Source organism: Rheinheimera sediminis, from assembly GCF_004005375.1.
Lineage (GTDB): Bacteria > Pseudomonadota > Gammaproteobacteria > Enterobacterales > Alteromonadaceae > Pararheinheimera.
Genome location: NZ_RZUF01000001.1, coordinates 202,340 through 224,412, shown reverse-complemented (window position 1 = coordinate 224,412; position 22,073 = coordinate 202,340). Strand labels below are relative to the sequence as shown.

21 protein-coding genes are annotated in these 22,073 nt (G+C 45.8%); 12 read left to right on the top strand and 9 right to left on the bottom strand.

Annotated features, from left to right (window positions below; all coding sequences use genetic code 11):
* The first annotated feature begins 2 nt into the window (after positions 1–2).
* From EMM73_RS00970 to EMM73_RS00955, 4 genes are all read left to right on the top strand, one after another.
* Positions 3–470 (top strand): cytochrome c-type biogenesis protein, encoded by a 468-nt coding sequence (locus EMM73_RS00970; RefSeq protein WP_127684583.1) that lies wholly within the window; start codon positions 3–5, stop codon positions 468–470.
* Positions 470–1,678, top strand: coding sequence for a tetratricopeptide repeat protein (locus EMM73_RS00965; RefSeq protein ID WP_127684582.1), 1,209 nt, complete (start codon positions 470–472; stop codon positions 1,676–1,678). Before EMM73_RS00970 ends, EMM73_RS00965 begins: the two co-directional genes overlap by 1 nt.
* A gap of 242 nt (positions 1,679–1,920) precedes the next feature.
* Positions 1,921–3,339 carry a peptide MFS transporter gene (locus tag EMM73_RS00960; RefSeq protein WP_127684581.1) on the top strand — a complete coding sequence of 473 codons (1,419 nt, stop codon included), beginning with the start codon at positions 1,921–1,923 and terminating at the stop codon, positions 3,337–3,339.
* A gap of 68 nt (positions 3,340–3,407) precedes the next feature.
* Complete coding sequence (locus tag EMM73_RS00955; protein ID WP_127684580.1) at positions 3,408–4,406, top strand: Kelch repeat-containing protein; 999 nt, start codon at positions 3,408–3,410, stop codon at positions 4,404–4,406.
* 288 nt (positions 4,407–4,694) lie between these two features.
* On the opposite strand, the gene EMM73_RS00950 is transcribed toward EMM73_RS00955, so the two are convergent.
* From EMM73_RS00950 to tsaA, 6 genes are all read right to left on the bottom strand, one after another.
* Positions 4,695–5,459: an MlaA family lipoprotein gene (locus EMM73_RS00950; protein WP_127684579.1), complete on the bottom strand. Its 765-nt coding sequence runs from the start codon at positions 5,457–5,459 to the stop codon at positions 4,695–4,697.
* Between the two features lie 269 nt (positions 5,460–5,728).
* Complete coding sequence (locus tag EMM73_RS00945; RefSeq protein WP_127684578.1) at positions 5,729–6,544, bottom strand: TetR/AcrR family transcriptional regulator; 816 nt, start codon at positions 6,542–6,544, stop codon at positions 5,729–5,731.
* Positions 6,545–6,673: 129 nt separating this feature from the next.
* Positions 6,674–6,970 (bottom strand): DUF6170 family protein, encoded by a 297-nt coding sequence (locus EMM73_RS00940; protein WP_127684577.1) that lies wholly within the window; start codon positions 6,968–6,970, stop codon positions 6,674–6,676.
* Positions 6,971–7,031: 61 nt separating this feature from the next.
* Complete coding sequence (locus EMM73_RS00935; protein ID WP_127684576.1) at positions 7,032–8,804, bottom strand: proline--tRNA ligase; 1,773 nt, start codon at positions 8,802–8,804, stop codon at positions 7,032–7,034.
* A 215-nt stretch (positions 8,805–9,019) separates the two neighbouring features.
* Positions 9,020–10,117, bottom strand: coding sequence for a Kelch repeat-containing protein (locus tag EMM73_RS00930; RefSeq protein WP_127684575.1), 1,098 nt, complete (start codon positions 10,115–10,117; stop codon positions 9,020–9,022).
* Positions 10,047–10,796, bottom strand: a complete 750-nt coding sequence (gene tsaA, locus EMM73_RS00925) for a tRNA (N6-threonylcarbamoyladenosine(37)-N6)-methyltransferase TrmO (protein WP_186435085.1) — start codon at positions 10,794–10,796, stop codon at positions 10,047–10,049. Before tsaA ends, EMM73_RS00930 begins: the two co-directional genes overlap by 71 nt.
* A 308-nt stretch (positions 10,797–11,104) precedes the next feature.
* On the opposite strand from tsaA, the gene purU reads away from it, so the two are divergent.
* From purU to EMM73_RS00910, 3 genes are all read left to right on the top strand, one after another.
* Positions 11,105–11,938, top strand: coding sequence for a formyltetrahydrofolate deformylase (gene purU / locus EMM73_RS00920; protein WP_127684574.1), 834 nt, complete (start codon positions 11,105–11,107; stop codon positions 11,936–11,938).
* Between the two features lie 96 nt (positions 11,939–12,034).
* Complete coding sequence (locus EMM73_RS00915; protein WP_127684573.1) at positions 12,035–12,520, top strand: acyl-CoA thioesterase; 486 nt, start codon at positions 12,035–12,037, stop codon at positions 12,518–12,520.
* Between the two features lie 49 nt (positions 12,521–12,569).
* Positions 12,570–12,779 carry a hypothetical protein gene (locus EMM73_RS00910; protein ID WP_186435084.1) on the top strand — a complete coding sequence of 70 codons (210 nt, stop codon included), beginning with the start codon at positions 12,570–12,572 and terminating at the stop codon, positions 12,777–12,779.
* Between the two features lie 12 nt (positions 12,780–12,791).
* On the opposite strand, the gene can is transcribed toward EMM73_RS00910, so the two are convergent.
* Positions 12,792–13,442 carry a carbonate dehydratase gene (gene can, locus EMM73_RS00905; protein WP_127684572.1) on the bottom strand — a complete coding sequence of 217 codons (651 nt, stop codon included), beginning with the start codon at positions 13,440–13,442 and terminating at the stop codon, positions 12,792–12,794.
* 328 nt (positions 13,443–13,770) lie between these two features.
* Between can and galU the strand changes: the two genes are divergently transcribed.
* Together galU and EMM73_RS00895 are read left to right on the top strand one after the other, a co-directional pair.
* Positions 13,771–14,673, top strand: a complete 903-nt coding sequence (galU, locus tag EMM73_RS00900; RefSeq protein ID WP_127684571.1) for a UTP--glucose-1-phosphate uridylyltransferase GalU — start codon at positions 13,771–13,773, stop codon at positions 14,671–14,673.
* A gap of 193 nt (positions 14,674–14,866) precedes the next feature.
* Positions 14,867–15,397, top strand: coding sequence for an H-NS family histone-like protein (locus EMM73_RS00895; RefSeq protein WP_127684570.1), 531 nt, complete (start codon positions 14,867–14,869; stop codon positions 15,395–15,397).
* A gap of 115 nt (positions 15,398–15,512) precedes the next feature.
* On the opposite strand, the gene EMM73_RS00890 is transcribed toward EMM73_RS00895, so the two are convergent.
* Positions 15,513–16,256 (bottom strand): YciK family oxidoreductase, encoded by a 744-nt coding sequence (locus EMM73_RS00890; RefSeq protein ID WP_127684569.1) that lies wholly within the window; start codon positions 16,254–16,256, stop codon positions 15,513–15,515.
* Positions 16,257–16,474: 218 nt separating this feature from the next.
* On the opposite strand from EMM73_RS00890, the gene EMM73_RS00885 reads away from it, so the two are divergent.
* From EMM73_RS00885 to tmpT, 3 genes are all read left to right on the top strand, one after another.
* Positions 16,475–18,871, top strand: coding sequence for a VolA/Pla-1 family phospholipase (locus tag EMM73_RS00885; protein ID WP_127684568.1), 2,397 nt, complete (start codon positions 16,475–16,477; stop codon positions 18,869–18,871).
* A gap of 122 nt (positions 18,872–18,993) precedes the next feature.
* Complete coding sequence (sohB, locus tag EMM73_RS00880; RefSeq protein WP_222422561.1) at positions 18,994–19,983, top strand: protease SohB; 990 nt, start codon at positions 18,994–18,996, stop codon at positions 19,981–19,983.
* Positions 19,984–19,986: 3 nt separating this feature from the next.
* Complete coding sequence (gene tmpT, locus EMM73_RS00875) at positions 19,987–20,637, top strand: thiopurine S-methyltransferase (protein ID WP_127684566.1); 651 nt, start codon at positions 19,987–19,989, stop codon at positions 20,635–20,637.
* Positions 20,638–20,698: 61 nt separating this feature from the next.
* On the opposite strand, the gene EMM73_RS00870 is transcribed toward tmpT, so the two are convergent.
* The gene (locus EMM73_RS00870; protein ID WP_127684565.1) at positions 20,699–22,006 is read right to left on the bottom strand and encodes a dicarboxylate/amino acid:cation symporter; all 1,308 of its coding nucleotides are present in this window, start codon (positions 22,004–22,006) and stop codon (positions 20,699–20,701) included.
* Between the last annotated feature and the right edge of the window lie 67 nt (positions 22,007–22,073).

The following is a 22,073-nucleotide window of genomic DNA, read 5'->3' as shown; positions in this document are numbered from 1 at the left end:
GCATGAAAGCATTTTTTCTAAGCCTGCTGTTGTTTGCAGCAACAGCCCAAGCCTCACAAGCGTTGATAGAGTTTCAAAGCCCGGAGCAGCAAGCTTTGTTTAAGCAGCTGACGCAAGAGTTGCGTTGCCCTAAATGTCAAAACCAGAATATTGCTGATTCCAACGCTGTAGTGGCTGTGGATATGCGCAATAAAACGCTGGAGCTGGTGCAGCAGGGGCAAGACAAAGAGCAGGTGCTGGCATATATGAAAAGCCGCTATGGCGATTTTGTGCATTACCAGCCACCGCTGAATAAATTTACGCTGATTTTATGGTTGTTACCTGCGTTGATGGTTGTTGGCTTAGTTCTGGTATTACTGGTGCGTCGCAGAACTGCAACCTCTGCACCAGAGCAGGAAGACAGTGCGCAGCCGAAACAGTTAGAACGGCAATTAGACCAACTGATTGAGCAGTACAGGAGGAAAAGCTGATGCTGATGTCGTTAAGTTTTGCTGGCGCGATAATGCTGGCGCTTATTCTTGTGTTGCTGCTGTTTTTTCGCCGCAAAGATGCAGCTGTGCAGTTAAGCCCGGTACTGCAGTTTGAAGAGAAACTTCAGTTGCTGTCCCAGGCCCGTGATCAGGGTGAATTAGCAGAGCAGGACTTCGTTCAGGCTGCAGCTGAATTAAAAAACCAATACCTGCAGCAGCAACAAAATCACCAGCGGGTTTCTGGTTCTGCAATCGGCTGGGTGCTTGGCACTACAGTGTTGATATTGCTGGGTACAGTCTGGCTGTATAGTTTAACCGGTCATTTTAGTGCGCTGCAAAACTGGCAAACTGCGCAGCAAAAGTTGCCCGAGTACGGTGAACGGGCGCTGCTGAACAAAGGCGAGCCATTAACAGATGAAGAAATCAGTCTGTTTGCTTTGGCGCTGCGTACCAAAATTAGCAAAGAAGGCGATGACGCTGTAGCCTGGTTTGTGATTGGCCGCATTTGGTTATCCAAAGGTATGCTGGATGATGCGATAGAAGCGTTTGAAAAGGCACTGGCTTTAACTCCCAATCGCATTAATGTGTTGATTAGTTACAGTCAGGCTTTGTTGGTTGCTGGCAGCGATGAACATCTGGCAAAAGCAGCTCGTAGTTTATCTGCTGTATTGCAGCAGGATCCGGATAACACAGACGCGCTTTCCATGCTGGCGATGGTGGCGGAAGAGCGGGGCGATCAAGATCAGGCTCAACAAGCATGGCAGTTGTTATTGCCGAAACTTGAGGTGACGGATCCGCGTCATGAGATGGTAAGGCAAAAACTGGGTCTGGCACCTGCTGCGAAGCAAAACAGCACTGAGCAGGTATCAGGGCGTCGGGTCAGTATCGAATTAAACATCAGCCCTGAACTTGCTGAGAAATACAACACCGGTACTTTGTTTGTATTTGCAAAAGCTGTGGATGGGCCGTCTTTACCTTTGGCTGTGCAAAAATTGGCGGTTTTTAGTGGTGTTCAGACTGTTCAGTTGACCGAAGCTCAGGCCATGCAACCAGGCTGGACTTTAGCCAATGCCGATCGTATTCAAATCACTGCTCGTTTGTCTTTGTCGGGCCAGGTACTGAATGATGAAGATGGTCCACAAGTGCAGTCCGGGGTCCTGACATTAGAGGGTGAAGAACTGAGTCTGAGCCTGAATTTGCAGCCTTAACCCGCACTGAAATTTGCCATAAAACTGGATAAAAATTGAGGTTTAAATAAGCAAAAGGTCTGATCCCGACCTTTTGCGCCCTCCTTCTGTCTTGTTGCCTCTTTTCATTTGATCTGCAATACGCTATAACACGGCAGCTTTAAAAAGTCTGTCCGCTGTTTAGCTCTGCACTTTGCGGTCTGTATCGGGCAGTCTGTTACCTTCAACATTATTAAAATAAACCCACAATCTAGGATCACGTTATGAATCAACCGCCAGCTTCGGGGACTTTATTCGGTCATCCGAAAGGACTCTTCCTGCTTTTTTCCACAGAAATGTGGGAGCGTTTTTCCTATTACGGGATGCGCGCTTTACTTATTTTGACTTTAGTTGCCGCTACAGAATCGACTAACCCGGGTTTTGGCTTGAGTAATGGCGATGCCTTATTGTTATATGGCTACTATACAGGTCTGGTCTATGCCGCAACCTTATTTGGTGGTTTGATCGCTGACAACCTGCTTGGCCAGAGGAAATCCATTATTTTGGGTGGCGCTTTGATGGCCATTGGCCAATACACTTTGTTTGCTGCCACACCACACAGCATGTCGCTGTTTTACGTTGGTTTAGGCTTTATTATTGCCGGTAACGGTTTATTTAAACCAAATATCTCTGCCATAGTGGGTGACTTGTATCCACAGGGCGATGCCCGTCGTGACGGCGGTTTCACCATTTTCTATATGGGTATTAACTTAGGTGCTTTTATTGCGCCCTTAGTCACCTCTTCTTTAGGTGAAAGTGATGCCTACGGTTGGCGTTACGGTTATTTAGCCGCTGGTATTGGTATGACTTTATCTGTAGTTATCCAGTTGCTGTTTGCACAAAAGTACTTAGGTGACTTAGGTAAAGTGCCAGGTCGTATTTCATCCCGTAACGCTTCGGGTACGCCAACGCCTTTAACCAAAGTAGAATTTGATCGTTTACGTGTGGTGTTATTCCTGTTTGTGTTTGTCACTATGTTCTGGCTGGCCTTTGAGCAAGCTGGTGGTTTAATGAGCCTGTTTGCTGCGGAACATACCGACCGTATGGTGGGTGCTTTTGAAGTGCCAGCGGGCTGGTTTCAGTCATTAAACCCGCTGTTTATTCTGATGTTTGCACCACTTTTTGCCTGGTTATGGGTGAAACTAAATGCGATGAACAAACAGCCCGATGCACCTGTTAAAATTTTGTTTGGTATGTTGCTGACCTCTATCGGCTTTATTTTCCTGATCGTCGGTGTATTTGAGATGCAGGTGAACCCTTCAGCTAAGTCCAGCATGATGTGGTTAACTTTAGCCTTTTTATTCCATACCTTGGGTGAGCTTTGTATCTCTCCGGTGGGCTTGTCGTTAATGACTAAGTTGGCACCTGTGAAATTAGCTTCACTGATTATGGGGGTCTGGTTCCTGATGCCTGCTGTTGCGCATTACCTGGCCGGTTTTGTCGGGGCTTACTCAGACACAGCGGGTGAAAACAGCGCAGTGGTTGAATTTGCCGCTTCTTTTGGTATACAAGCTGCTCATGCCGGTTTATTGGTGGTGTTTGGCGGTATTGCCTTTGCTCTGGTGTTTTTTGCCGCCTTACTGTGGATGTTATCCGGTACTTTAGTACGCTGGATGCATGGCGCAGAGCGTATGCAAAGCTAATTTTTAATCGGGTTGAAAAAGGCCAGAAGCAGCGTCTTCTGGCCTTTTTGTTTTCTTTGGAGAGTAAAATGATCAAGTTTGTTCTGCCAGTGCTGTGCTGCTTAAGTTTTCCATTGTTGGCAGCAAGTCTGGATTGGCAAAGAAAAACCGACTTATTGTTGCCAGTACAGGAGATTTACCCTGCAGTATTCCAAGGCGAAATTTATGTAGCTGGTGGTTTAAGTTCAGAGTTGCCAAAGCAACAAGGTCAGATGACCGCAAAGGTGCAGATCTATAACCCAACCACTGATCAATGGCGTTTTGGTCCTAGTTTGCCTGAAGGCCGTCACCATGGTCAGTTGGTGGCTGCCGGCGGCCAGTTGTATTTGTTTGGTGGTTTTGTCTCAGCCAATGGCGGCCACTGGAGTGCCAGTGCGGATGTTTTGCGTTTAGATCTACAGCAACAAGTATGGCTAAAAGTGGCGACATTACCTGCCCCTTTAAGTGAGACTGTCAGTTGGGTCTGGGAGGACAAAGTGCATTTAGTGTCCGGCCGCTCTCCTGCGGCTGCAGCCAATGCACAGTGGCAGGATCAGGCCGATGTAGCCATACACTGGGTCTTTGATTTGAAAAGCTTCACTACTGCAGTGGCCGCTGCTTTGCCAGAAGTAAAAAATAGTGCCGCTGGCCTTCAGTTGCATGGAGTTGGCTATCTTTTTGGCGGGCGACAGGTGCAAGGCGGTAATACCGATCAGGTGCACAGTTTTGATGCCAAGAGCCAGCAATGGGCTTTGCAAAAAACTATGCCTATGGCACAGGCTGGGTTAGCTGCTGCTGCGCTGGATCAACAGATTTGGCTGTTTGGCGGTGAGTTTTTTCAGCAGGGAGGTGGCGTGTTCAGTAAAGTCTGGTCTTATTCACCAGCAGACAACAGTTGGCAACAGCAAGGTGAAATGCCGGTTCCCCGTCATGGTTTAGGAGCTGTGACTCTGGATGATGCTATTTATGTGATAGGGGGCGCTACTGTGGCGGGTTTGAAGCAAACCAGCGCTGTACTGGAAAAAGTAACTAGCCTGAACCCGGGATAATGAGCGTCGAATTTTTTCGATGTAATGAATTAAATCAACGAAGTAAAATTATTACGTCAAGCAAACAAAGTCTTTGCTGATTGAATGTACAGATTTTTGTGGATCTCAAGGCGCTTTGTCGTACGCCATAGCAAGCTATGGCCGGACGGAGCAACGCAGAGGGGCGCGAGAAGATGGCTATTCAGCGGCGCTGCTTATCCCGAGTTCAGGTTAACAATCCGCTACAGCTGAAAATGGGGTCGTAACACATTAGTTACTCATAGCTAATGTGTTACGACCCCATTTTTATTAAGGCAGGTATTCGTCCAGATAAGCGTCGTCTTCTTCCACCTTTTTCGGCGGATTACCGTCGTGGATCTGGAATTCTTTACGTTGATAATAGGCTTCTTTGATAAAAGCATAAGGGTCGACTGAGTCGTTCAGCAGTTGTTCTACGGACATCACCTGCTCACGAGCATCTAACACACTAAAAACGGCTTTAGTGATAGACAGAGGCGTATTTAACCAGGTTGACGGGAAATACAGGTTGTCTACCACAGTACCTGTGGTATCACGCACTGTGGTTGAGCCTAAGGCTGGTAACATCAGATAAGGGCCGTTTGCTACACCCCAGGTGGCTAAGGTTTGATTAAAATCTTCGTCCTGATTTTGCAGATCCAGGCGGCTGGCCACATCGAACAAACCAAATAAACCCAGAGAGCTGTTTAAGACAAAACGACCCAGACTGATGGCGGCGCTTTTAGGTTTAGCCTGAAGCGTTGCGTTAACGAAATTGGTAGGTTCATCCAAATTATTGATCACGTTGGCTATGCCGGTGCGGGCTGGTTTGGGAACCACAGCCATATAACCGACAGTTACAGGGCGCAATACATAGGCATCCAGTACTTCGTAGTTAAAATCCCAAATACTCCTGTTCACGGCTTCTAATGGGTCACGCGGGTCCTGATAATTGGAGTGTGCTTGTTGCTCATCTGCTGCTTTTTTGCTGGAGCAACCCGTAGCTATCAACAGCACCAGGCATGACAGTAAAAAAGGCTTTATGCGTAAGACCATAAATTTGCATCCGTTGAGGGGGAAATAATAGATTGATGATTATACTGGTAAAGCATGAATTGGATCATCAGCTTTACTGCATTGATTTGTATTCATTTATAGGAAAAAGTTGCATCAGACAAAAAATATACGCTGAGTTGCCGAAAATCTATCTCAGCTGAACTCAAGATAACTACTGTCGAGCAGTGTTGATTTAATCAATAAAATCAGAGAAGTAAAAGTGTATTTTTAAAAAGCTGAACTCTTCAGTGGCGCGGCTTATCCCAACTTCAGTTTGAGCTACTACTTTCTGCTTCAGTTTTTGCCAGGAGTTGAAGTTCAGAGCTGAAGATCTCTTGTTCAATACGTATCCAGCTTTGGTGATAGTCCCAGTCTGAGCTCAGTGGCAACCAGTTCATACCGTCGAGCAGACAATTTAAGTTAAACAGAAAAGGCTGGGTGCCTTGCAAGCGTTCAATAGATAGAGTGTTACTGGCACTGCTTAACAGCGCTATGCTGCCAAAAGAGACAGCCCAATTCGCAAAGGCCATTAAGTCTGGGGTCGCTGCGGCTTTGGATTGTAACTCTTTGGCTGCTACGGCTTGCTGCAGCAATAGATCAACCAGAGCTGTCACTTCTTTTTCAAGTTCCCGCTGCACAGTTAACCGGGCTTGCGAGCTTTTTTCCTGTACCCAGGGCGACTTAGCCGTCAGTAGGCAGCTAAATAAAATTGGCTGCATTTGGGCGGATAATAGGTAGGCCTGGTGTAAAGCCAGCACTTTTTCTCTGCTATTGCCGTTAAATGAGCCAGCTTTTTTAAACAAACTGATTTCATGGCGCAAGGCTGAATTACACAGTGCGGTGATCACGTCCTCTTTGCTGGAAAAATGATTGTAAATAGTACCTTTGGAATAAGGACTGGCTGAGGTTAGCTTGTCCATTGTCAGATTTGCATATCCTTCAGCTTCAACTAACTGCTGCGCTATCTGCAGCAGCTCTTGTTCTCGCTCTGCTATAGCTTGCTGTTTTTTGCTGACCCGCTGTTCTGACGATCTTTTACGGCTTTGTTGACTGGTATTGGTGATATCACACAAAAACTTCAGCATAAAAAACAGTTTTCCTATCCAGGTATATCCGCCAGTGTTGCTGCCTCATATCCCGAGCTTTGGTAAAGTCTGATGTTTTATTCTGCGCTGAACTAGCAAACCCCTGAGCTGGATCTAAGTAGAGCAGAGTTATTCTAATTTAAGTTTGATTCGTGCCTGATGTAAGTGAGGGCTGCATAAAGCAAAAGTCAAAGGGCGGGTTAGTAGCGGATAGGCTGCCAGTAAAACCACTATAGTCAAGGTGCTCTGCCAAGAGTGCCATTGCGCTATCGTCAAAAATAACGGAATTAGAATGGCTAGTTTCAGTAGGTTCAGCAGCAGCTTTTGTGGTGTTGCTACCTGTTCTGTTGCGCTGCGGATCACTTGCATGCGCTGTGCAAACTTAAGGCCTTTGAGTTCAGGAATATTCTGACTACTAAAATACATAAGATAAACTCCGTAAACACAGGCCCTGCCAATACAGGGCCTTTCATTCACTCAACTTCAATCAGAAGGTTTTTAACTGAGTGACGACATCAGCGAGACTCAGTAACTGCTTATCACCGTTCAGACGGTTTTTCAGTTCTACTTTCTGCTCGTCCAGGTTGCGTTCGCCTACTATGATTTGATAGGGGACGCCGATCAGCTCCATATCAGCGAACATGACGCCCGGGCGCTCTTTACGATCGTCAAACAGTACTTCAAAACCTGCTGCAGTCAGGTCTTTGTACAGCTGCTCTGCAGCTTCCTGTATCCGCACTGATTTATGCATGTTCATCGGTACTATAGCGACCTGAAAAGGAGCTATGGCTGCAGGCCATTTAATACCGTAGTCGTCATGGTTTTGTTCAATAGCTGCGGCCACAATGCGGGAAACACCAACACCGTAACAGCCCATGGTCATGATCTGATGTTTACCTTCTTCGTTCAGCACGCCTGCTTTCATTGCTGAAGAGTAACGGTCACCTAACTGGAAGATATGGCCGACTTCAATACCACGACGTATCACTAAATTACCTTTACCGCACGGACTTGGATCACCTTCGACTACATTACGTAAATCAGCCAGCTGATAAGTGGTGATATCGCGGTCAAAGTTGACGCCTGTAAAGTGGAAACCGTCTTTGTTTGCACCCGTGACAAAGTCAGCTAAGTGGGCTGCTGCATGGTCGACCAGCACAGGAATAGTTAAGCCTACAGGGCCAACGGAGCCTGGTTTAGCGCCTGTTACCGCAATGACGTCTTCTTCTGATGCAAATTGCAGCGGAGAAGCAACCAATGGGTGTTTTTCAGCTTTAATTTCGTTTAAGTCGTGATCGCCACGCAGTATCAGGGCAACCACTTTTGAGCGCCAGGTGTTTTCAATCGTTTCGGCACCTGCATAGCTCAACAAAGCTGTGAGCTCATCAAAGCTTAAATCCGGGTTCAATTGCACCAGTAGGGTTTTAGCTATGGAAGATGCCTCCACCTTTAAAAAAGCAGACACTTCTTCAATGCTTTTAGCATCAGGCGTTGCGACTTCAGTTTTAGCCTGAACCGCAGCCGGGCGCTGGCCTTGAGGGGGTAAAGCTTCGGCTTTTTCGATGTTGGCGGCATAATCGCTGGCATCAGAGAAAACGATGGCATCTTCACCAGAAGCTGCCAGTACATGGAATTCGTGTGACATGCTGCCACCAATAGCGCCTGTGTCCGCCAATACAGGACGGAAGTCTAAACCTAAACGGGTAAAGATATTGCAGTAGGCTTGGTACATAGCGTCATAGGTTTGCTGCAAACTGTCCTGGCTTAAATGGAAAGAGTAGGCGTCTTTCATTAAAAATTCGCGGGCACGCATCACACCAAAACGCGGACGACGTTCGTCACGGAACTTGGTTTGAATCTGATACAGATTGATAGGCAGTTGTTTGTAGCTGCTGATTTCTTTGCGCACTAAATCTGTGATCACTTCTTCGTGCGTTGGGCCTAATACAAAGTCACGCTGGTGACGGTCTTTAAAACGCAGCAGTTCAGCGTCCATTTTTTCCCAGCGACCTGATTCCTGCCACAGTTCGGCATGTTGTACTACAGGCATCAGAACTTCGATAGCACCGGCTTTGTTCATTTCTTCGCGAACGATTTGCTCTACCTTACGTAAAACCCGCAAGCCACTGGGCAACCAGGTGTATAAACCTGAGGCCAGACGACGCACCATACCGGCACGTAACATCAATTGATGGCTGATAATCTCGGCATCGGCCGGGGTTTCTTTCATAGTGGAGAGTAAATACTGACTTGTCCGCATAAATAAATAGTTCCGTGTTTTTTAAGTTTAATTGCTTTGGAAATTGACCGCTGTACTCAGATTAATTTGCTGCTTTACCCTAAGTAATTGATGTTGCAGGGAGGCGACAAGTAGATGACACCCCAGGAGCATAGTTGTCCTATGTGACTGGGGCGAACAACTATAGTCAACAAAGCTGCAGCTTCAAGTACGAAGGGTAGAGTGTAACAAGGCTGTTAGTTTGGCAGAAGCTTAATCTGATGTTTTATCCATTCTGCGGTCAGATTTTGTCCTGCGACCATACCACCTAAACTGTAGAGTTCATTGTTCATAGTGACTAAGGTACGTAAATCCATCACAGCAGTGGTATTTTCGGCTTTCAGCCAGCTTTTGTCTGTAATGGAGTAAGCCCAGACTTGAGCTGAAGGTTCAGCCGGAGTGCCGTTGTAGCCTATGCCATTGTAGTTATAAGCGGTTTCGCTGCCACCAATAAATACGATTAAGTCTTTGCCATCCTGTTTGACCGCAGCAGCTGCCATGCGGTAACGGGCTTTGCCTGTCGGGTGCTGAATTTGCTGCCAGCTGATGCGGTTGGCGTTGGATGCATTGATTTCACCTAACCAACACTGAGCTTCAGTTTCGTACTGGCGTGGTAAGGTCTGATAATTGACTTTTACCCCATCACACAACAGCATATGCTGACCTGATAAAGCGCCTGCCAAGCCAAAAGTCGGGGTGCCCGGAAAAGGTGTCGCCTGACTCCACTTTTGCGTGAAGTTATCGAACAGCTGAACCAGGTTTACGTTTCCATCCTGAGACCAGCCGCTGGCCAGGTAAATGTACCTGTTTTTATAAGCCAAAGCCACACTGTCGTCCACCGCAACCGGCATGTCCGGCAGTTTGTTATAGGCTTTGGTGACAGGGCTGTAGCGGTAGCCTTCGCTACTGGATACTTCTGTGCCATTGGCCGCTACTGTGTAGCCGCCAAATATAAAAAAGTGATTTTGTAAGGTGACGCCAGTGCTGGCCAACCGGCCACTTAAACGTTGACGGCTCGGCACTACGGGTGCTTTCAGCCAGGTGGGGTCACCTACTGTCCATTGCCAAACTCTGTTATGGACATCGGCGTGGGTTTTCCCTGCAGAGAGTCCCATAAAACTGCTGACATAGGTGCGGCCCGCCACACTGGTGCTCATCACCAGATTGTTACTGACGGCTTCAGGTAAGGCTGGTAATTCAGCAGCATGAAGCCATAAAGGTGTGCTAAGAGTCAGACAGAGGCTGAACTTCATGACCTTGTTGTTTTTCTTTAACATGCCTGATTTCTGTAACATGATTGTGTACTCCGTTCACTGTCCATTTGATATTAAAGTGATACAGCGTCATGCCGTAGCTTTGTTGCTCCGCTTTTTGTTTTTTGTAAGGAGGGCGCGGGTCTTGTTTTAACACCTTTTCTATCAATACTGCTAATTCCGGTTGATCTTTTTGCCGCTGGCAAAATTCCAGCACTGCAGGTTCAAAGCTAACCGTCATATCAGTTTCTGGTGCTGAGTCAGCAAAACCACCAGCTGCATTCGGTAAGGCATCGGCATAAGGCAGGTAAGGTTTAATATCCAATATGGGCGTGCCATCCAGCAGGTCTACACCGGATAATTGAATAATCAAACGGCCTTGTTTACGCACTACGCCTTCAAGTTTTACGACAGAAAGGCCAATTGGGTTTGGTCTGAATGTGGCGCGAGTGGCAAAAACGCCTTTTTTTTCATTGCCACCCAAACGTGGCGGCCTCACCAGCGGTGACCAGCCTTTGTCAGCGGTTTCATGAAACACAAACACCAACCACAAATGACTGAAGGCTTCAATGCCCCTTACTATGGCATCATCATCATAACCAGGCTCCAACACCAATTCAGCTTTAGCTTCGGCAATCAGGCCCGGCTGGCGGGGTATGGCGAATTTTTGTTTGTAGGGTGAGCGAATGGTGCCCAGCACCTGCATTTGATAAGAGGGCATCAGATCCTCAGTGGGTGAAAAAGCCAGCAGACGGCGAAAAACGACGTCTATTATGGCGTTGCACGAGTTAAAGGACAAGCAAAGTGGTAAAAGCCTGAAGTTGAAAATAACTTTACAACGGAGTTAAAACTTGGGATTAATAGTAAGTACATGCTTTGTCCTGATTATCATCTCAGTCATCAGATAGCACTTAGCAGCGAAGAGCGGTATAAGCCGCCATAAAAACAACCAAAACCACCTGAAATCACTGTATTGATGCAGCAGCTTTGTGCTGTGTCTGGTCTTGCTATGCGTTAACGAGAGTTATGATGGAAAAGAAAGTTTTATTGATTGAATGCCCGGATTCAAAAGGTTTAATCGCACAAATTACCAATATCTGCTACAAACACCAGCTGAATATTATTCGTAATACCGAATATGTCGACCCGGATTCTGGTCAATTTTTTATGCGCACTCAGCTCGAAGGTATTTTTAACGACAAGACCTTAATGCTGGATTTAGACCGCGCTCTGCCTGATGGCAGTAGTCGTCAGCTAGTAGCAGCAGGGCGAAAAAAAGTGGTGATACTGGTCACCAAAGAGGCGCATTGTCTGGGTGATATTTTAATGAAGGTGTATGACGGCTCCTTAAAGCTGGATATAGCTGCTGTAGTGGGAAATCACCCGGATTTACAAAGCCTGGCAGAGAAGTTTGATATTCCGTATCACTTTGTCAGTCACATCGACCTGAGCCGTGAACAACATGAAGCGGCGTTGCAGCAGGTAATAGACCCTTATCAGGCAGATTATCTGGTGCTGGCTAAGTTTATGCGGGTATTAAGCCCGGCTTTTGTGGCTCACTATAAAGAGCGCATTATTAATATTCACCACAGTTTTTTACCGGCTTTTATTGGTGCTAATCCTTATCATCAGGCGCACAAAAGAGGGGTGAAAATTATTGGTGCTACAGCCCACTTTGTCACAGATGATCTGGATGAGGGGCCTATTATTAAGCAGTTAGTGACTCCGGTTGATCATACCTACAGCGCTATGGATATGGTGAAAGCAGGCCGTGATGTAGAGAAAAACGTGCTGAGTAAAGCTTTGCAGTTAGTGCTCGAAGACCGGGTCTTTGTGCATGGCAATAAAACAGTGATTTTGTAGCAGGTATTTTATGAAACAGGCCGCAGATCAGTGGCTTGTCTCGATTTTTTCGCTAAAACGGCTAGGCTCTGGAAAACAAAATAAGGCACCCTTCAAATGTCAGGCAAAAGAGAAGTTGAATTCAGATTTTTAGCTGAACCTACTCATGTGAACTTTGGCGGCAAAGTACATGGTGGTATGGTCATGAAATGGATAGACCAAGTGGCTTATGCCTGTGCAGCCGGTTGGAGTGGTTTGTATTGCGTTACTATCTCAGTGGGCACTATTCGGTTTCGAAGACCTATTCTGGTAGGGCATCAGGTAGAGTTGATCGCCCGTATTGTTTATACAGGAAACAGCAGTATGCACGTGCTGGTGCAGGTGCGCTCAGGTGATACCAAAGGCGGCGAAATGCTGGAGACGAATCATTGCATCATCAGCTTTGTTGCGTTGGATGCAGAAGGGAACACAGCGACAGTGCCTGCCTGGGTACCTCAAACCGAAGAAGACAAATTTTTGCAAAGTTATGCAGAAAAAACCAAAGCTTTTTCGCAAGAAGTAGAACAAAACATGCTGGATTTTTATCAGGAGAAACAGCAGTGAATGTTTAGTCCTCGCACTTTTCAGTTTTTCATCCTATACCCATGGCACTATGAGCTATAGCCCAGTTACTAATAGTATTGAGGCTGTAGAGCAAGTAGAAAACAATGCTCAGGGGATCACGCAAGTGCGGTCACATTCAGTGCTGGATCAAAGCGGAAAACTGGAAGTTAGTTCAGAGTATTTACAAAACGGTAAATGGGTGAAAGGGCACAGCGCTTTGTATAAAGCTGTGCCCCAGACCGAACTGAAGTTTCGCTGAAATCTGTAATTTTTAGGGTACAAATTCTTCAGTAGGTTCCAGTGCATAGATATTATCTATTTGTGTAGCGCTGGAATGACTGACGCGTAAATCTTTAATATGACCGTTGCGCAGGCTGTATACCCAACCATGTACAGTCAGCGGCTGACCACGCTCCCATGCATCCTGCACAAAACTGGTATGGCAGACATTACGCACTTGCTCCATCACGTTCAGCTCACACAAACGGTTCACCCGTTCACCATCATCAGCAAAACCGTCCAGCTCTTCTCTGTGCAGCGCATACACATCTTTAATATTTCGTAACCAGTTATCGACAAAGCCAATACGTTGTTTATTCATTGCAGCGGCAACGCCGCCACAGCCGTAGTGTCCGCAAACAATAATGTGTTTGATCTTTAAAATGTCGATAGCGTATTGCAGTACAGATAAACAATTGATGTCGGAGTGCAGCACCAGATTAGCCACATTTCGATGCACAAAAAGTTCACCTGGTAACAAGCCTACGATTTCGTTGGCAGGAACTCTGCTGTCAGAGCAGCCTATCCATAAATATTCAGGCGCTTGTTGTTCAGAGAGTTGCTTAAAAAAGCCAGGAGCTTCCAGCTCAACCCGCTCAGCCCATGATCTGTTATTGGCAAATAAGTGTTTTAACGAACGCATGGAATCACCTTATAAAAAACTGGCGCTACCTTAACAGATCTTACCTGTGGGAGAACACCGACCAGCAATTAATAGCGAAACGACTATTTCTACCCAACTGACCTCAAGATGCGAGTTTCAGCGCCGCAGGGAGTTTGCAATACAAAGCAGCCTGGCGAAGCAATCTAGATTTATACCCTTAAATAACATGAACTCGGGATAATGAGTGTCGACTTATCCCGAGTTCAGGTTAAATAGTCAGAGTAGCTTTAAAACAGTCTGGCTGCGAACTGGTGCCCAGAGTATGATAGAACCATAACCGAAGTCCGTAGTGAAGGAACTAAATAAGATGGTGAAGTTAAAAAAAGCAGTGATCCCAGTGGCAGGTTTAGGGACTAGAATGTTACCTGCCACTAAAGCTATTCCAAAAGAAATGCTGCCAGTAGTGGATAAACCTTTGATCCAGTATGTGATAGAGGAAGCCGCAGCGGCAGGGATCACTGAAATCGTATTGGTGACTCATTCCAGTAAAAACTCGATAGAGAACCATTTTGATACCAGCTTTGAGCTGGAAACACAGTTAGAAAATAGGGTAAAGCGTTCTTTACTGGACGAAGTACGTTCTATTAACCCTAAAAATGTGACAGTTATTTCAGTACGCCAACCTGTTGCCTTGGGCTTGGGCCATGCGGTGTTATGTGCAGCACCCGTGGTGGGCAATGAACCTTTTGCCGTGATTTTGCCGGACGTATTAATAGACAAGTATCATGCAGACGCTCGTATTCACAATTTAAAAGCCATGATAGAGCGGTTTGAAACAACGGGTGCCAGTCAGATTATGGTGGAACCTGTACCAGCGCTGGAAGTGAATAAATACGGCATAGTCGACATTGCCGGTAAGGAGCTGCAACAGGGACAATCTGTTTCCATTCGAACCATGGTTGAAAAACCTGACATTGAAGATTCTCCTTCTAATCTGGCTATTACCGGTCGTTATGTTTTATCAGCAAGAATTTGGGATTTATTACGCAAAACTGCTCCTGGTGCTGGCGGTGAAGTTCAACTGACAGACGCTTTACATCATTTATTACTGATTGAGCAAATAGAAGCTTATCATTTACAAGGCAAGTCACATGACTGTGGCAGTAAAATAGGTTATCTCAAGGCTATCGTAGAATATGCGTTGCAGGATAAAAAACTGTCGGCTGAGTTCCGAAGTTATTTAAAAGATTTATATCTGCTAAAAAACTAATGCGAAAAAGATGATTCGGCTGTGTCACTACTTCATCATTGTGTGACGCAGCAGAATGGGTGATAACGCTTCATAGATTTGTCTCAGTTTGTCGACTTACACTGTTATTTTTTAAATAAGATTGTATTTATGCTTTAATTAGGCAAAATGATTCTGTACTATCATCAATAATATGTATTCACTGGAGATTTTCATGTCATTGTTACTTGATAAAAAAGAACTGAAAAAAGCCGCCAAAGAAATTACGACGGTTAAACTGCATGAAGTGATTGAGATATTAAACTCTGTTTTGGTTGAACGCCAAAAAGAAACGGAAGTATTATCTCAGATCAGAGCTCTGGCTAAAGCCCAGGGTTTTACTCTGGAACAACTTGGTTATCAATTAAATGCTGACGTTATTGTCAGTCATGATGATGATGAGTCAGAGCCAAAAGGCAAGCGCCCGGTAAAGCCAAAATTCAAAACGATTAACAAAGAAAGTCAGTTCTTCTATGTGGATGCTGGGCAATTAAATTTACTGAAAACCCATACGATGAAAAAGGCATTGCTTGAACGTGGTATTAGCGTTGTGCCATTTCACAAAGTGGAAAGCAAATACAGCAAAGATATCGAAGCTTTATTAGCTGAAGCAGGCACTCAGGCTGTTGAAAATTTCAATAGTAAAGTGGATGTCTGGAATCTGTGGGCTCAGGCCAACGGCGAAGAAATTCTGTCGAAGAAATAATTGTTCGAAGTTTAAAAAAAACCGGCTTTAATCAGAGCCGGTTTTTTTATTGCTACCATAAAGTTATAGTGAACGGCCAGCACAGTGTGCTGCTGTTTTGAACACTACAGCTGTGCTATTTTTGCTGCGCATCCAGCGACTGTCCATTGACAGCTTTGCTGTCGTCACTCATTAAATACAGATATAAAGGCATAATCTGTTCAGCCGTTGGCAAACTTAACTGATCTTCACCAGGGTAGGCTTTACTGCGCATTTTTGTGCGGGTTGCTCCCGGGTTAATCGCATTAACCCGCAGCGTTGTGCCTTCATACTCAGCCGCCATCAGTTGCATTAAACCTTCAGTAGCGAACTTTGATACGGCATAACCACCCCAGTAGGCTCTGGCCTGACGGCCGACGCCTGAAGAAGTAAATACCACAGAGCTTTGCGGCGCTCGCTTTAAAACAGGGATAAGTGCTTGGCTCATCAGCATGGCTGCAGTGACATTCACTTGTAAAATATCCTGCCATGTCGGTAAGTCTAAATGTTCAAAAGGGCTTAAGACCCCTAATAAACCTGCGTTGTGCAGCACGCCATCTAATTTTCCAAACTCAGCCTGAATAGTGCTGGCCATATCCTGATAATGCTTGGCGGTTGCTCCTTTTAAATCCAGCGGAACTATAGCGGGTTCTGGCCAGCCAGAAGCGACTATTTCGTCATACACTGCCGTGAGTTTGGCTGTGGTTTTTCCCAGTAAAATCACAGTCGCGCCGTGTTTGGCGTAACAAAGCGCCGCTGCTTTGCCTATGCCGTCGCCAGCGCCTGTTACCAGAATAACTTTGTCTGCCAGTGCTTGTGGCTTCGCTTGATAATTAAACATAAAAAGGGTCCCAGACGTTGAAAAACGGCGGCAGCATACCTGCTCTGTACTAATTTTGCACCTTTCTTCAACAAGCTTTAATTTGAGCTAGCGAATTTTATCTGATTGGGTTAAGTTTAACTGGTCGTAGCTGTTAACAGCTCACATTACAAAACGAATGACTCCTTTAGGTAACTATCGGGGCAGAATAAGAAAAATACAGGACACGGGGAGAAGATATGAACAAGCTTTTGCTTAGCTTTGCTATTGCCAGTGCGTTAGGTTTGGCCGGTTGTGGTGGCGAATCACTGGACGACATTAAAAAAGATACTCAAACAGGTGGTGAGGTTCAGATCCCTTTATCACGTATTATTTACGACCCAGCCAACGGCATATTATCCGCACCTAACGATTTGTTATTGCAAGGTACCAAAGACGGTACTTTATTTATGCCTACTGAAAAAGATGCTGCGGGTGCGCATCTGGCGGCTCCTAACTATGCCGACCCTTCAACAGCTTTAGGTGCCCTTGATGGCTGGTCTACGCAACAACCATTCACTGTAGCACTGAGCTTCGCCACTGGCGTAAGTTTGGATGCAGCCAGCGTACAGCAACCAGGTTCGGTCTATCTAGTCGAAACATTAATGGGCGACCCTGCATCTCCTGATGCCGATTGTCGCGTAGTGCCGCGCGGAGCAGCCTGTAAGGCGGTAAAAGCTCTGACCTTTGGTGTAGATTATGTAAGCCGAGCCAGCGGAAACAATGTCGCTGTGATACCACTAAAACCATTAAAGCCGGCTACGACCTACATTTTAGTATTTACAGACAGCTTGAAAGACAGTGAAGGCCGGTCTGTTTCTCCATCCGTGACTTATGAATTGGTAAAACAAGACATAGCGACCAAGCCTTTGGGAACAGCATCTCAATTAGCATTGCAAAGTGTGATTAATGGATTTGAGAATGCAGTCTCTACACAGTCTATTAACAAAGCTGGCATTATTTACACTGCAGCTATTACCACTCAGTCTACAGCTCCTGTATTTAGCACGATCAAACGATTGATGGCGCCAAGTGCCTTGAACAACAACACGCCTCCTCAAGTTCTTATTGCTGATACGGGCAGGTTAGTGTCTGACCTGCTGTTCCCCGGTCAGCCTATTGCGGATAGCGCGGCAGACCCACGTTTTATATTTAAACTGGCAAAATTATACAGCGGTACTATCAATCTACCTTATTATCTGGGGGCAGCTACTACTGAAGAGCCAATGGCTCCTTTAAACACACGTTGGAAAGCGCGTTGTGATTCGGGTGCTATTATTGCCCAACTGACCGACGCTGAGAAAACAGCTTTAGAAGCTGCTATGACTGATCCAGCCCAGATGGGTAATGATGCCTTCTGTAACGGAGCCTCTAATGGTGCTTTACGCGACTTCGGTTTGGATAAACAACGTCATTTGACCCAGTTTAATACGATCCCAAAAGTGAACAGCACTCAGACACTGGCTGTGCAGGTTACAGTGCCTGATGAGGTTCGTGGTGCAGCATTAGGTTTAGTTAAACCAGAGGCAGGCTGGCCTGTTGTGATATTGCAACACGGCATAACCTCGAAAAAAGAAGACATGTTGGCTATTACCGGCGCTTTATCGGCCCGTGGTTTTGCCACCATCGCTATTGACCACCCTTTACATGGTAGCCGTGGTTTTGGTGCGTTAAACGCCAGCAACGGCAATGCAACAGTATATATGAATCTGTCCAATCTGCTGGTGACCCGTGACAACCTGCGTCAAAGTATTGCAGATATGTTAGGTCTGCGTTTGGGTTTAAACTTTAATAACCAAACTAGCTTGTTGAATAGCCAGAACGTCCAGTTCTTAGGGCACTCTTTAGGTGCTATTACCGGGACCTCTATGGTGGCTTTAGCCAATAGTACAACGGGCAATGCTCAACTGGATGCGTTATACAAAGTCCAGTCTGCAACTTTAGCTATGCCTGGCGGTGCTGTTGCCAACTTCTTGTTGGATTCTGCAGCTTTTGGCCCAACCATTAAAGCCAGTGTATTGTTAGGTGCCGGTGGTGCAACAGCTGAGGGCTATATAGCCTATGCTACAAGCAACTCCTGCGGAACAGGGCAAACTGCACCTTATGCTGCTTGTTTCAATGATTTTGTTCAGGCATTGGCGGTGTCTAATCCTGCTGCACTGGCTGCATTAAACGCCTCGTTCTCGTCTTTTGCTTTTGCTGCTCAGACAGTCACAGATGCTGGTGACCCAAATAACTATGCTTCTATGCTGGTAGCTTCCGCAACTCCAACCTATATCATTGAAGTGGTTGGCAACGGTTCTGATCAGTTACCTGACCAGGTGATCCCAAATAGCTCTGCTGCTATGCCTCTGGCAGGCACTGAGCCTCTGGCTGCTTTATTAGGAGCTGCAGCTCTAAACAATGTGGCTGGGACGTATCCGGTGACGGGCACAGCATTAAGCCGTTTTATTGCGGGCAACCACAGCTCTATCCTGAGTCCAACAGGCAGTGCTGCAGCGACAGCTGAAATGCAAGCCCAAAGCGTAAGCTTCTTTATGGGCCGCGGTGCAGCTGTGGTTGTTACCAATGGTGCTGTAATGGCTCCTGCCAACTAATAGTTCACACCCATACAAAATGGGGCCAGATTACATTGTTAACTCTTAGCAATGTGATCTGGCCCCATTTTTACTTGTGGCGAAGCTCAGGCTACAATGCCGTTAGTTTTTGTTAAAAAGGAATGGAAGTGGAATTTTTATATCAATACGGTTTGTTTCTGGCGAAAACAGCTACTGTGGTTATCGCTATTGCAGTGATTATTGCCCTGGTAGTTTCGGCCAAACAAAAGGCTAAAAAAGGCGAGCTGGAGTTTAGCGATCTGTCGGAAGAATACCGTGAATTAACCGCAGATCTGCAGAACCAACTGCTGGATAAAAAAGCCTATAAGGCTTGGAGTAAAAGCCAAAAACAAAAGGATGAACCAAAAGAGCGGCTTTTTGTGCTGGATTTTAATGGCAGTATGGATGCGCATGAAGTGGAAGCATTACGTGAAGAAGTCACAGCAGTGCTTGCTGTTGCCACTGCAACAGATGAAGTATTAATCCGCTTGGAAAGTCCGGGTGGGGTAGTGCATGGTTATGGTTTGGCGGCGTCGCAGCTCGACAGAATTAAACAACAAAACATCCGGCTGACAGTAGCAGTCGATAAGGTAGCCGCCAGCGGGGGCTATATGATGGCCTGTATTGCTGATCGTATTTTAGCTGCGCCTTTTGCTGTTGTTGGTTCTATAGGTGTTGTCGCTCAATTGCCTAATTTCCATAAGCTTTTGAAAAAAAATAACATAGATGTAGAGCAGTTTACTGCAGGTGAATTCAAACGAACCGTAACAGTTTTTGCCGAAAACACCGATAAAGGCCGTGAGAAATTTCAGCAAGAATTAGAGCAGACTCATGTTTTATTTAAAGATTTTGTGTTTAAACACAGACCTGTACTGGTGATGGAACAAGTGGCTACTGGAGAGCATTGGTTTGGTTATCAGGCGTTGGAGTTAAACTTAATCGACCAGTTGCAAACCAGTGATGATTATCTTGTGCAGCAATTTCATACGAAAAAGGTGGTGCAGGTGAAATATCAGCTCAAACGTAAACTGGCGGAAAAGGTTGGTTTAGCGGCGAGCACTGTCCTGACCCGTAGCCTGAATTCATTGTCGCAACTTAGTTTTTGGCGCTGATAGATGCAGGCTGAATTTTGGCATAACTGCTGGCAGCAACAGCGAATAGGATTTCATCAAAGCGAGATACATCCATTGTTGCCGGTGTTGTGTTCTCAGCTGAGTTGGGACAAGTCTGGCGCGATATTTGCGCCTCTGTCTGGTAAGAGTCTTGACCTCTGGTGGTTATCACAGCATGGCAAAGTCATAGGCGCTGAATTATCAGAGCTGGCCTGCCAGCAGTTTTACCAGCAGCAGGGCCAAGACTACATGGTGCAATCCCAGCATAAGTTCAAGCGGTTTAGTCACCCCGCTGTGGATATCTGGCAAGGTGATTATTTTGCTTTAGCGCCTGAACAATTAGGCCAGGTTGGGCTGATTTATGACAGAGCAGCTCTGATCGCTTTGCCTCGTCAGATGCGGATTGATTATGTACAGCAGCTAAAACAATTATGTCCAGGCTCTGTCTGCATGGTGTTATTAAGCCTGGAGTATCCACAGCATGAATTAGCTGGTCCGCCATTTTCTGTGACAGAGCAGGAAGTCAGGCAGTTGTTTGATTTTGCAGCCTCAATAGAGTTAGTTGCAGTGCGCAATTTAACCGGCAGACCTTTTGCCCAGCGTCAGTTTAATCTCAGCCAACTACTGGAAAAAGCTTTTGTGATCTACTGGTAATTTTCGTCTGAGCATAAAGCATAAAAAACGCCGCATAAAGCGGCGTTTTTCTGCATTATTATTAACTGTTTCTTCCGGCATCCGGGTTATTAAAACACTCTGTATCAAACTGGTTTTCACTTTTTGCGATAAGACAGGACACCATTGCATCCCCTGTAATATTGACTGCGGTGCGGGTCATATCCAGTAAACGGTCTACACCGATAATTAATGCTATACCTTCGACGGGTAAACCCACTTGCTGCAAGACCATGGCCAGCATAATCAGACCTACGCCCGGAACACCAGCAGTACCTACTGAGGCTAAAGTGGCGGTGAGTATAACCATCAGATAATCCATGGTGGTGAGTTCAACCTGAAACACCTGAGCAATAAATACAGTAGCCACACCTTGCATGATGGCGGTTCCATCCATATTGATGGTTGCACCCAGAGGGATAGTGAAAGAAGCAACGCTGTTACTAACACCTAGCTTTTTGGTGGCAGTTTCCATATTCACCGGAATAGTGGCATTGCTGCTGGACATACTAAAACCAAATAAAGCAGCATCTTTCATCTTACGGAAAAACATCAGAGGGTTTAAACGACCTAAAATGGAGATAAATAAGCCATAGACAATAAAACCATGGAAAAACAGCACAAAAAGTACAGTACTAAAATACCATCCCAGACTTTCCAGATTTTTTAGATCTAAGCTGGTAAAAAGTTTAGCCATTAGAAAAAACACACCATAAGGTGCTAAAGCCATCATAAAACCAACCAGTTTCATTACCACTTCGTTTAAGTCATTAAACAAAGACCTGATCCTTGCGCCTGCTTCTCCGGTTAATGCAACGGCTAAACCAAAAAGTACCGAGAATACAATGATTTGTAACATTTCACCTTTCGCCATGGCTTCCACCGGGTTACTTGGGAACATATTGATAAACACCTGAGTAATAGAAGGTGCTTGTTGCACGCTAAAGCTGGTATCTGCAGTCATTTGCACTCCGGTGCCAGGCGACACCAGCAGCGCAAAAAAGATGGCAAGCGCTATAGCAACAGCTGTAGTAAGGATGTACAAGCCAACAGATTTGCCTCCAAGACGACCTAGTGTGCTGCCATCACTCAGTGAGCTGGTGCCACAGACCAGAGAGACAAAAACCAATGGCACGACCAGCATTTTTAAACTGGCGACAAAAATTTGACCACCGGCATGAAAAATACCGTCGACAAAAAATGCTTTCAAGCCAAGTTCAGCGCCAAACAAACTTAAAGTTAGCTCCGCTTCACCTGCCAGCAGGAATTTAAAAAAAGCACCGACCAGAATGCCCAGTGCCATACCAATCAGAATTCGAGGGGTTAGACCTAATTTATTTTTTAAAGCCATTTTTATCTTTTTTAGTTCGGAAAAATGCTGCTTAGCCTACCAGTTTGTGAGGCAAAAGCAAAATCGC

Coding starts and splice junctions, on each gene's coding strand:
- EMM73_RS00970 (WP_127684583.1), top strand. CDS start 3: ATGAAAGCATTTTTTCTAAGCCTGCTGTTGTTTGCAGCAACAGCCCAA.
- EMM73_RS00965 (WP_127684582.1), top strand. CDS start 470: ATGCTGATGTCGTTAAGTTTTGCTGGCGCGATAATGCTGGCGCTTATT.
- EMM73_RS00960 (WP_127684581.1), top strand. CDS start 1,921: ATGAATCAACCGCCAGCTTCGGGGACTTTATTCGGTCATCCGAAAGGA.
- EMM73_RS00955 (WP_127684580.1), top strand. CDS start 3,408: ATGATCAAGTTTGTTCTGCCAGTGCTGTGCTGCTTAAGTTTTCCATTG.
- EMM73_RS00950 (WP_127684579.1), bottom strand. CDS start 5,459: ATGGTCTTACGCATAAAGCCTTTTTTACTGTCATGCCTGGTGCTGTTG.
- EMM73_RS00945 (WP_127684578.1), bottom strand. CDS start 6,544: ATGCTGAAGTTTTTGTGTGATATCACCAATACCAGTCAACAAAGCCGT.
- EMM73_RS00940 (WP_127684577.1), bottom strand. CDS start 6,970: ATGTATTTTAGTAGTCAGAATATTCCTGAACTCAAAGGCCTTAAGTTT.
- EMM73_RS00935 (WP_127684576.1), bottom strand. CDS start 8,804: ATGCGGACAAGTCAGTATTTACTCTCCACTATGAAAGAAACCCCGGCC.
- EMM73_RS00930 (WP_127684575.1), bottom strand. CDS start 10,117: ATGTTACAGAAATCAGGCATGTTAAAGAAAAACAACAAGGTCATGAAG.
- tsaA (WP_186435085.1), bottom strand. CDS start 10,796: ATGCCCTCTTATCAAATGCAGGTGCTGGGCACCATTCGCTCACCCTAC.
- purU (WP_127684574.1), top strand. CDS start 11,105: ATGGAAAAGAAAGTTTTATTGATTGAATGCCCGGATTCAAAAGGTTTA.
- EMM73_RS00915 (WP_127684573.1), top strand. CDS start 12,035: ATGTCAGGCAAAAGAGAAGTTGAATTCAGATTTTTAGCTGAACCTACT.
- EMM73_RS00910 (WP_186435084.1), top strand. CDS start 12,570: ATGAGCTATAGCCCAGTTACTAATAGTATTGAGGCTGTAGAGCAAGTA.
- can (WP_127684572.1), bottom strand. CDS start 13,442: ATGCGTTCGTTAAAACACTTATTTGCCAATAACAGATCATGGGCTGAG.
- galU (WP_127684571.1), top strand. CDS start 13,771: ATGGTGAAGTTAAAAAAAGCAGTGATCCCAGTGGCAGGTTTAGGGACT.
- EMM73_RS00895 (WP_127684570.1), top strand. CDS start 14,867: ATGTCATTGTTACTTGATAAAAAAGAACTGAAAAAAGCCGCCAAAGAA.
- EMM73_RS00890 (WP_127684569.1), bottom strand. CDS start 16,256: ATGTTTAATTATCAAGCGAAGCCACAAGCACTGGCAGACAAAGTTATT.
- EMM73_RS00885 (WP_127684568.1), top strand. CDS start 16,475: ATGAACAAGCTTTTGCTTAGCTTTGCTATTGCCAGTGCGTTAGGTTTG.
- sohB (WP_222422561.1), top strand. CDS start 18,994: ATGGAAGTGGAATTTTTATATCAATACGGTTTGTTTCTGGCGAAAACA.
- tmpT (WP_127684566.1), top strand. CDS start 19,987: ATGCAGGCTGAATTTTGGCATAACTGCTGGCAGCAACAGCGAATAGGA.
- EMM73_RS00870 (WP_127684565.1), bottom strand. CDS start 22,006: ATGGCTTTAAAAAATAAATTAGGTCTAACCCCTCGAATTCTGATTGGT.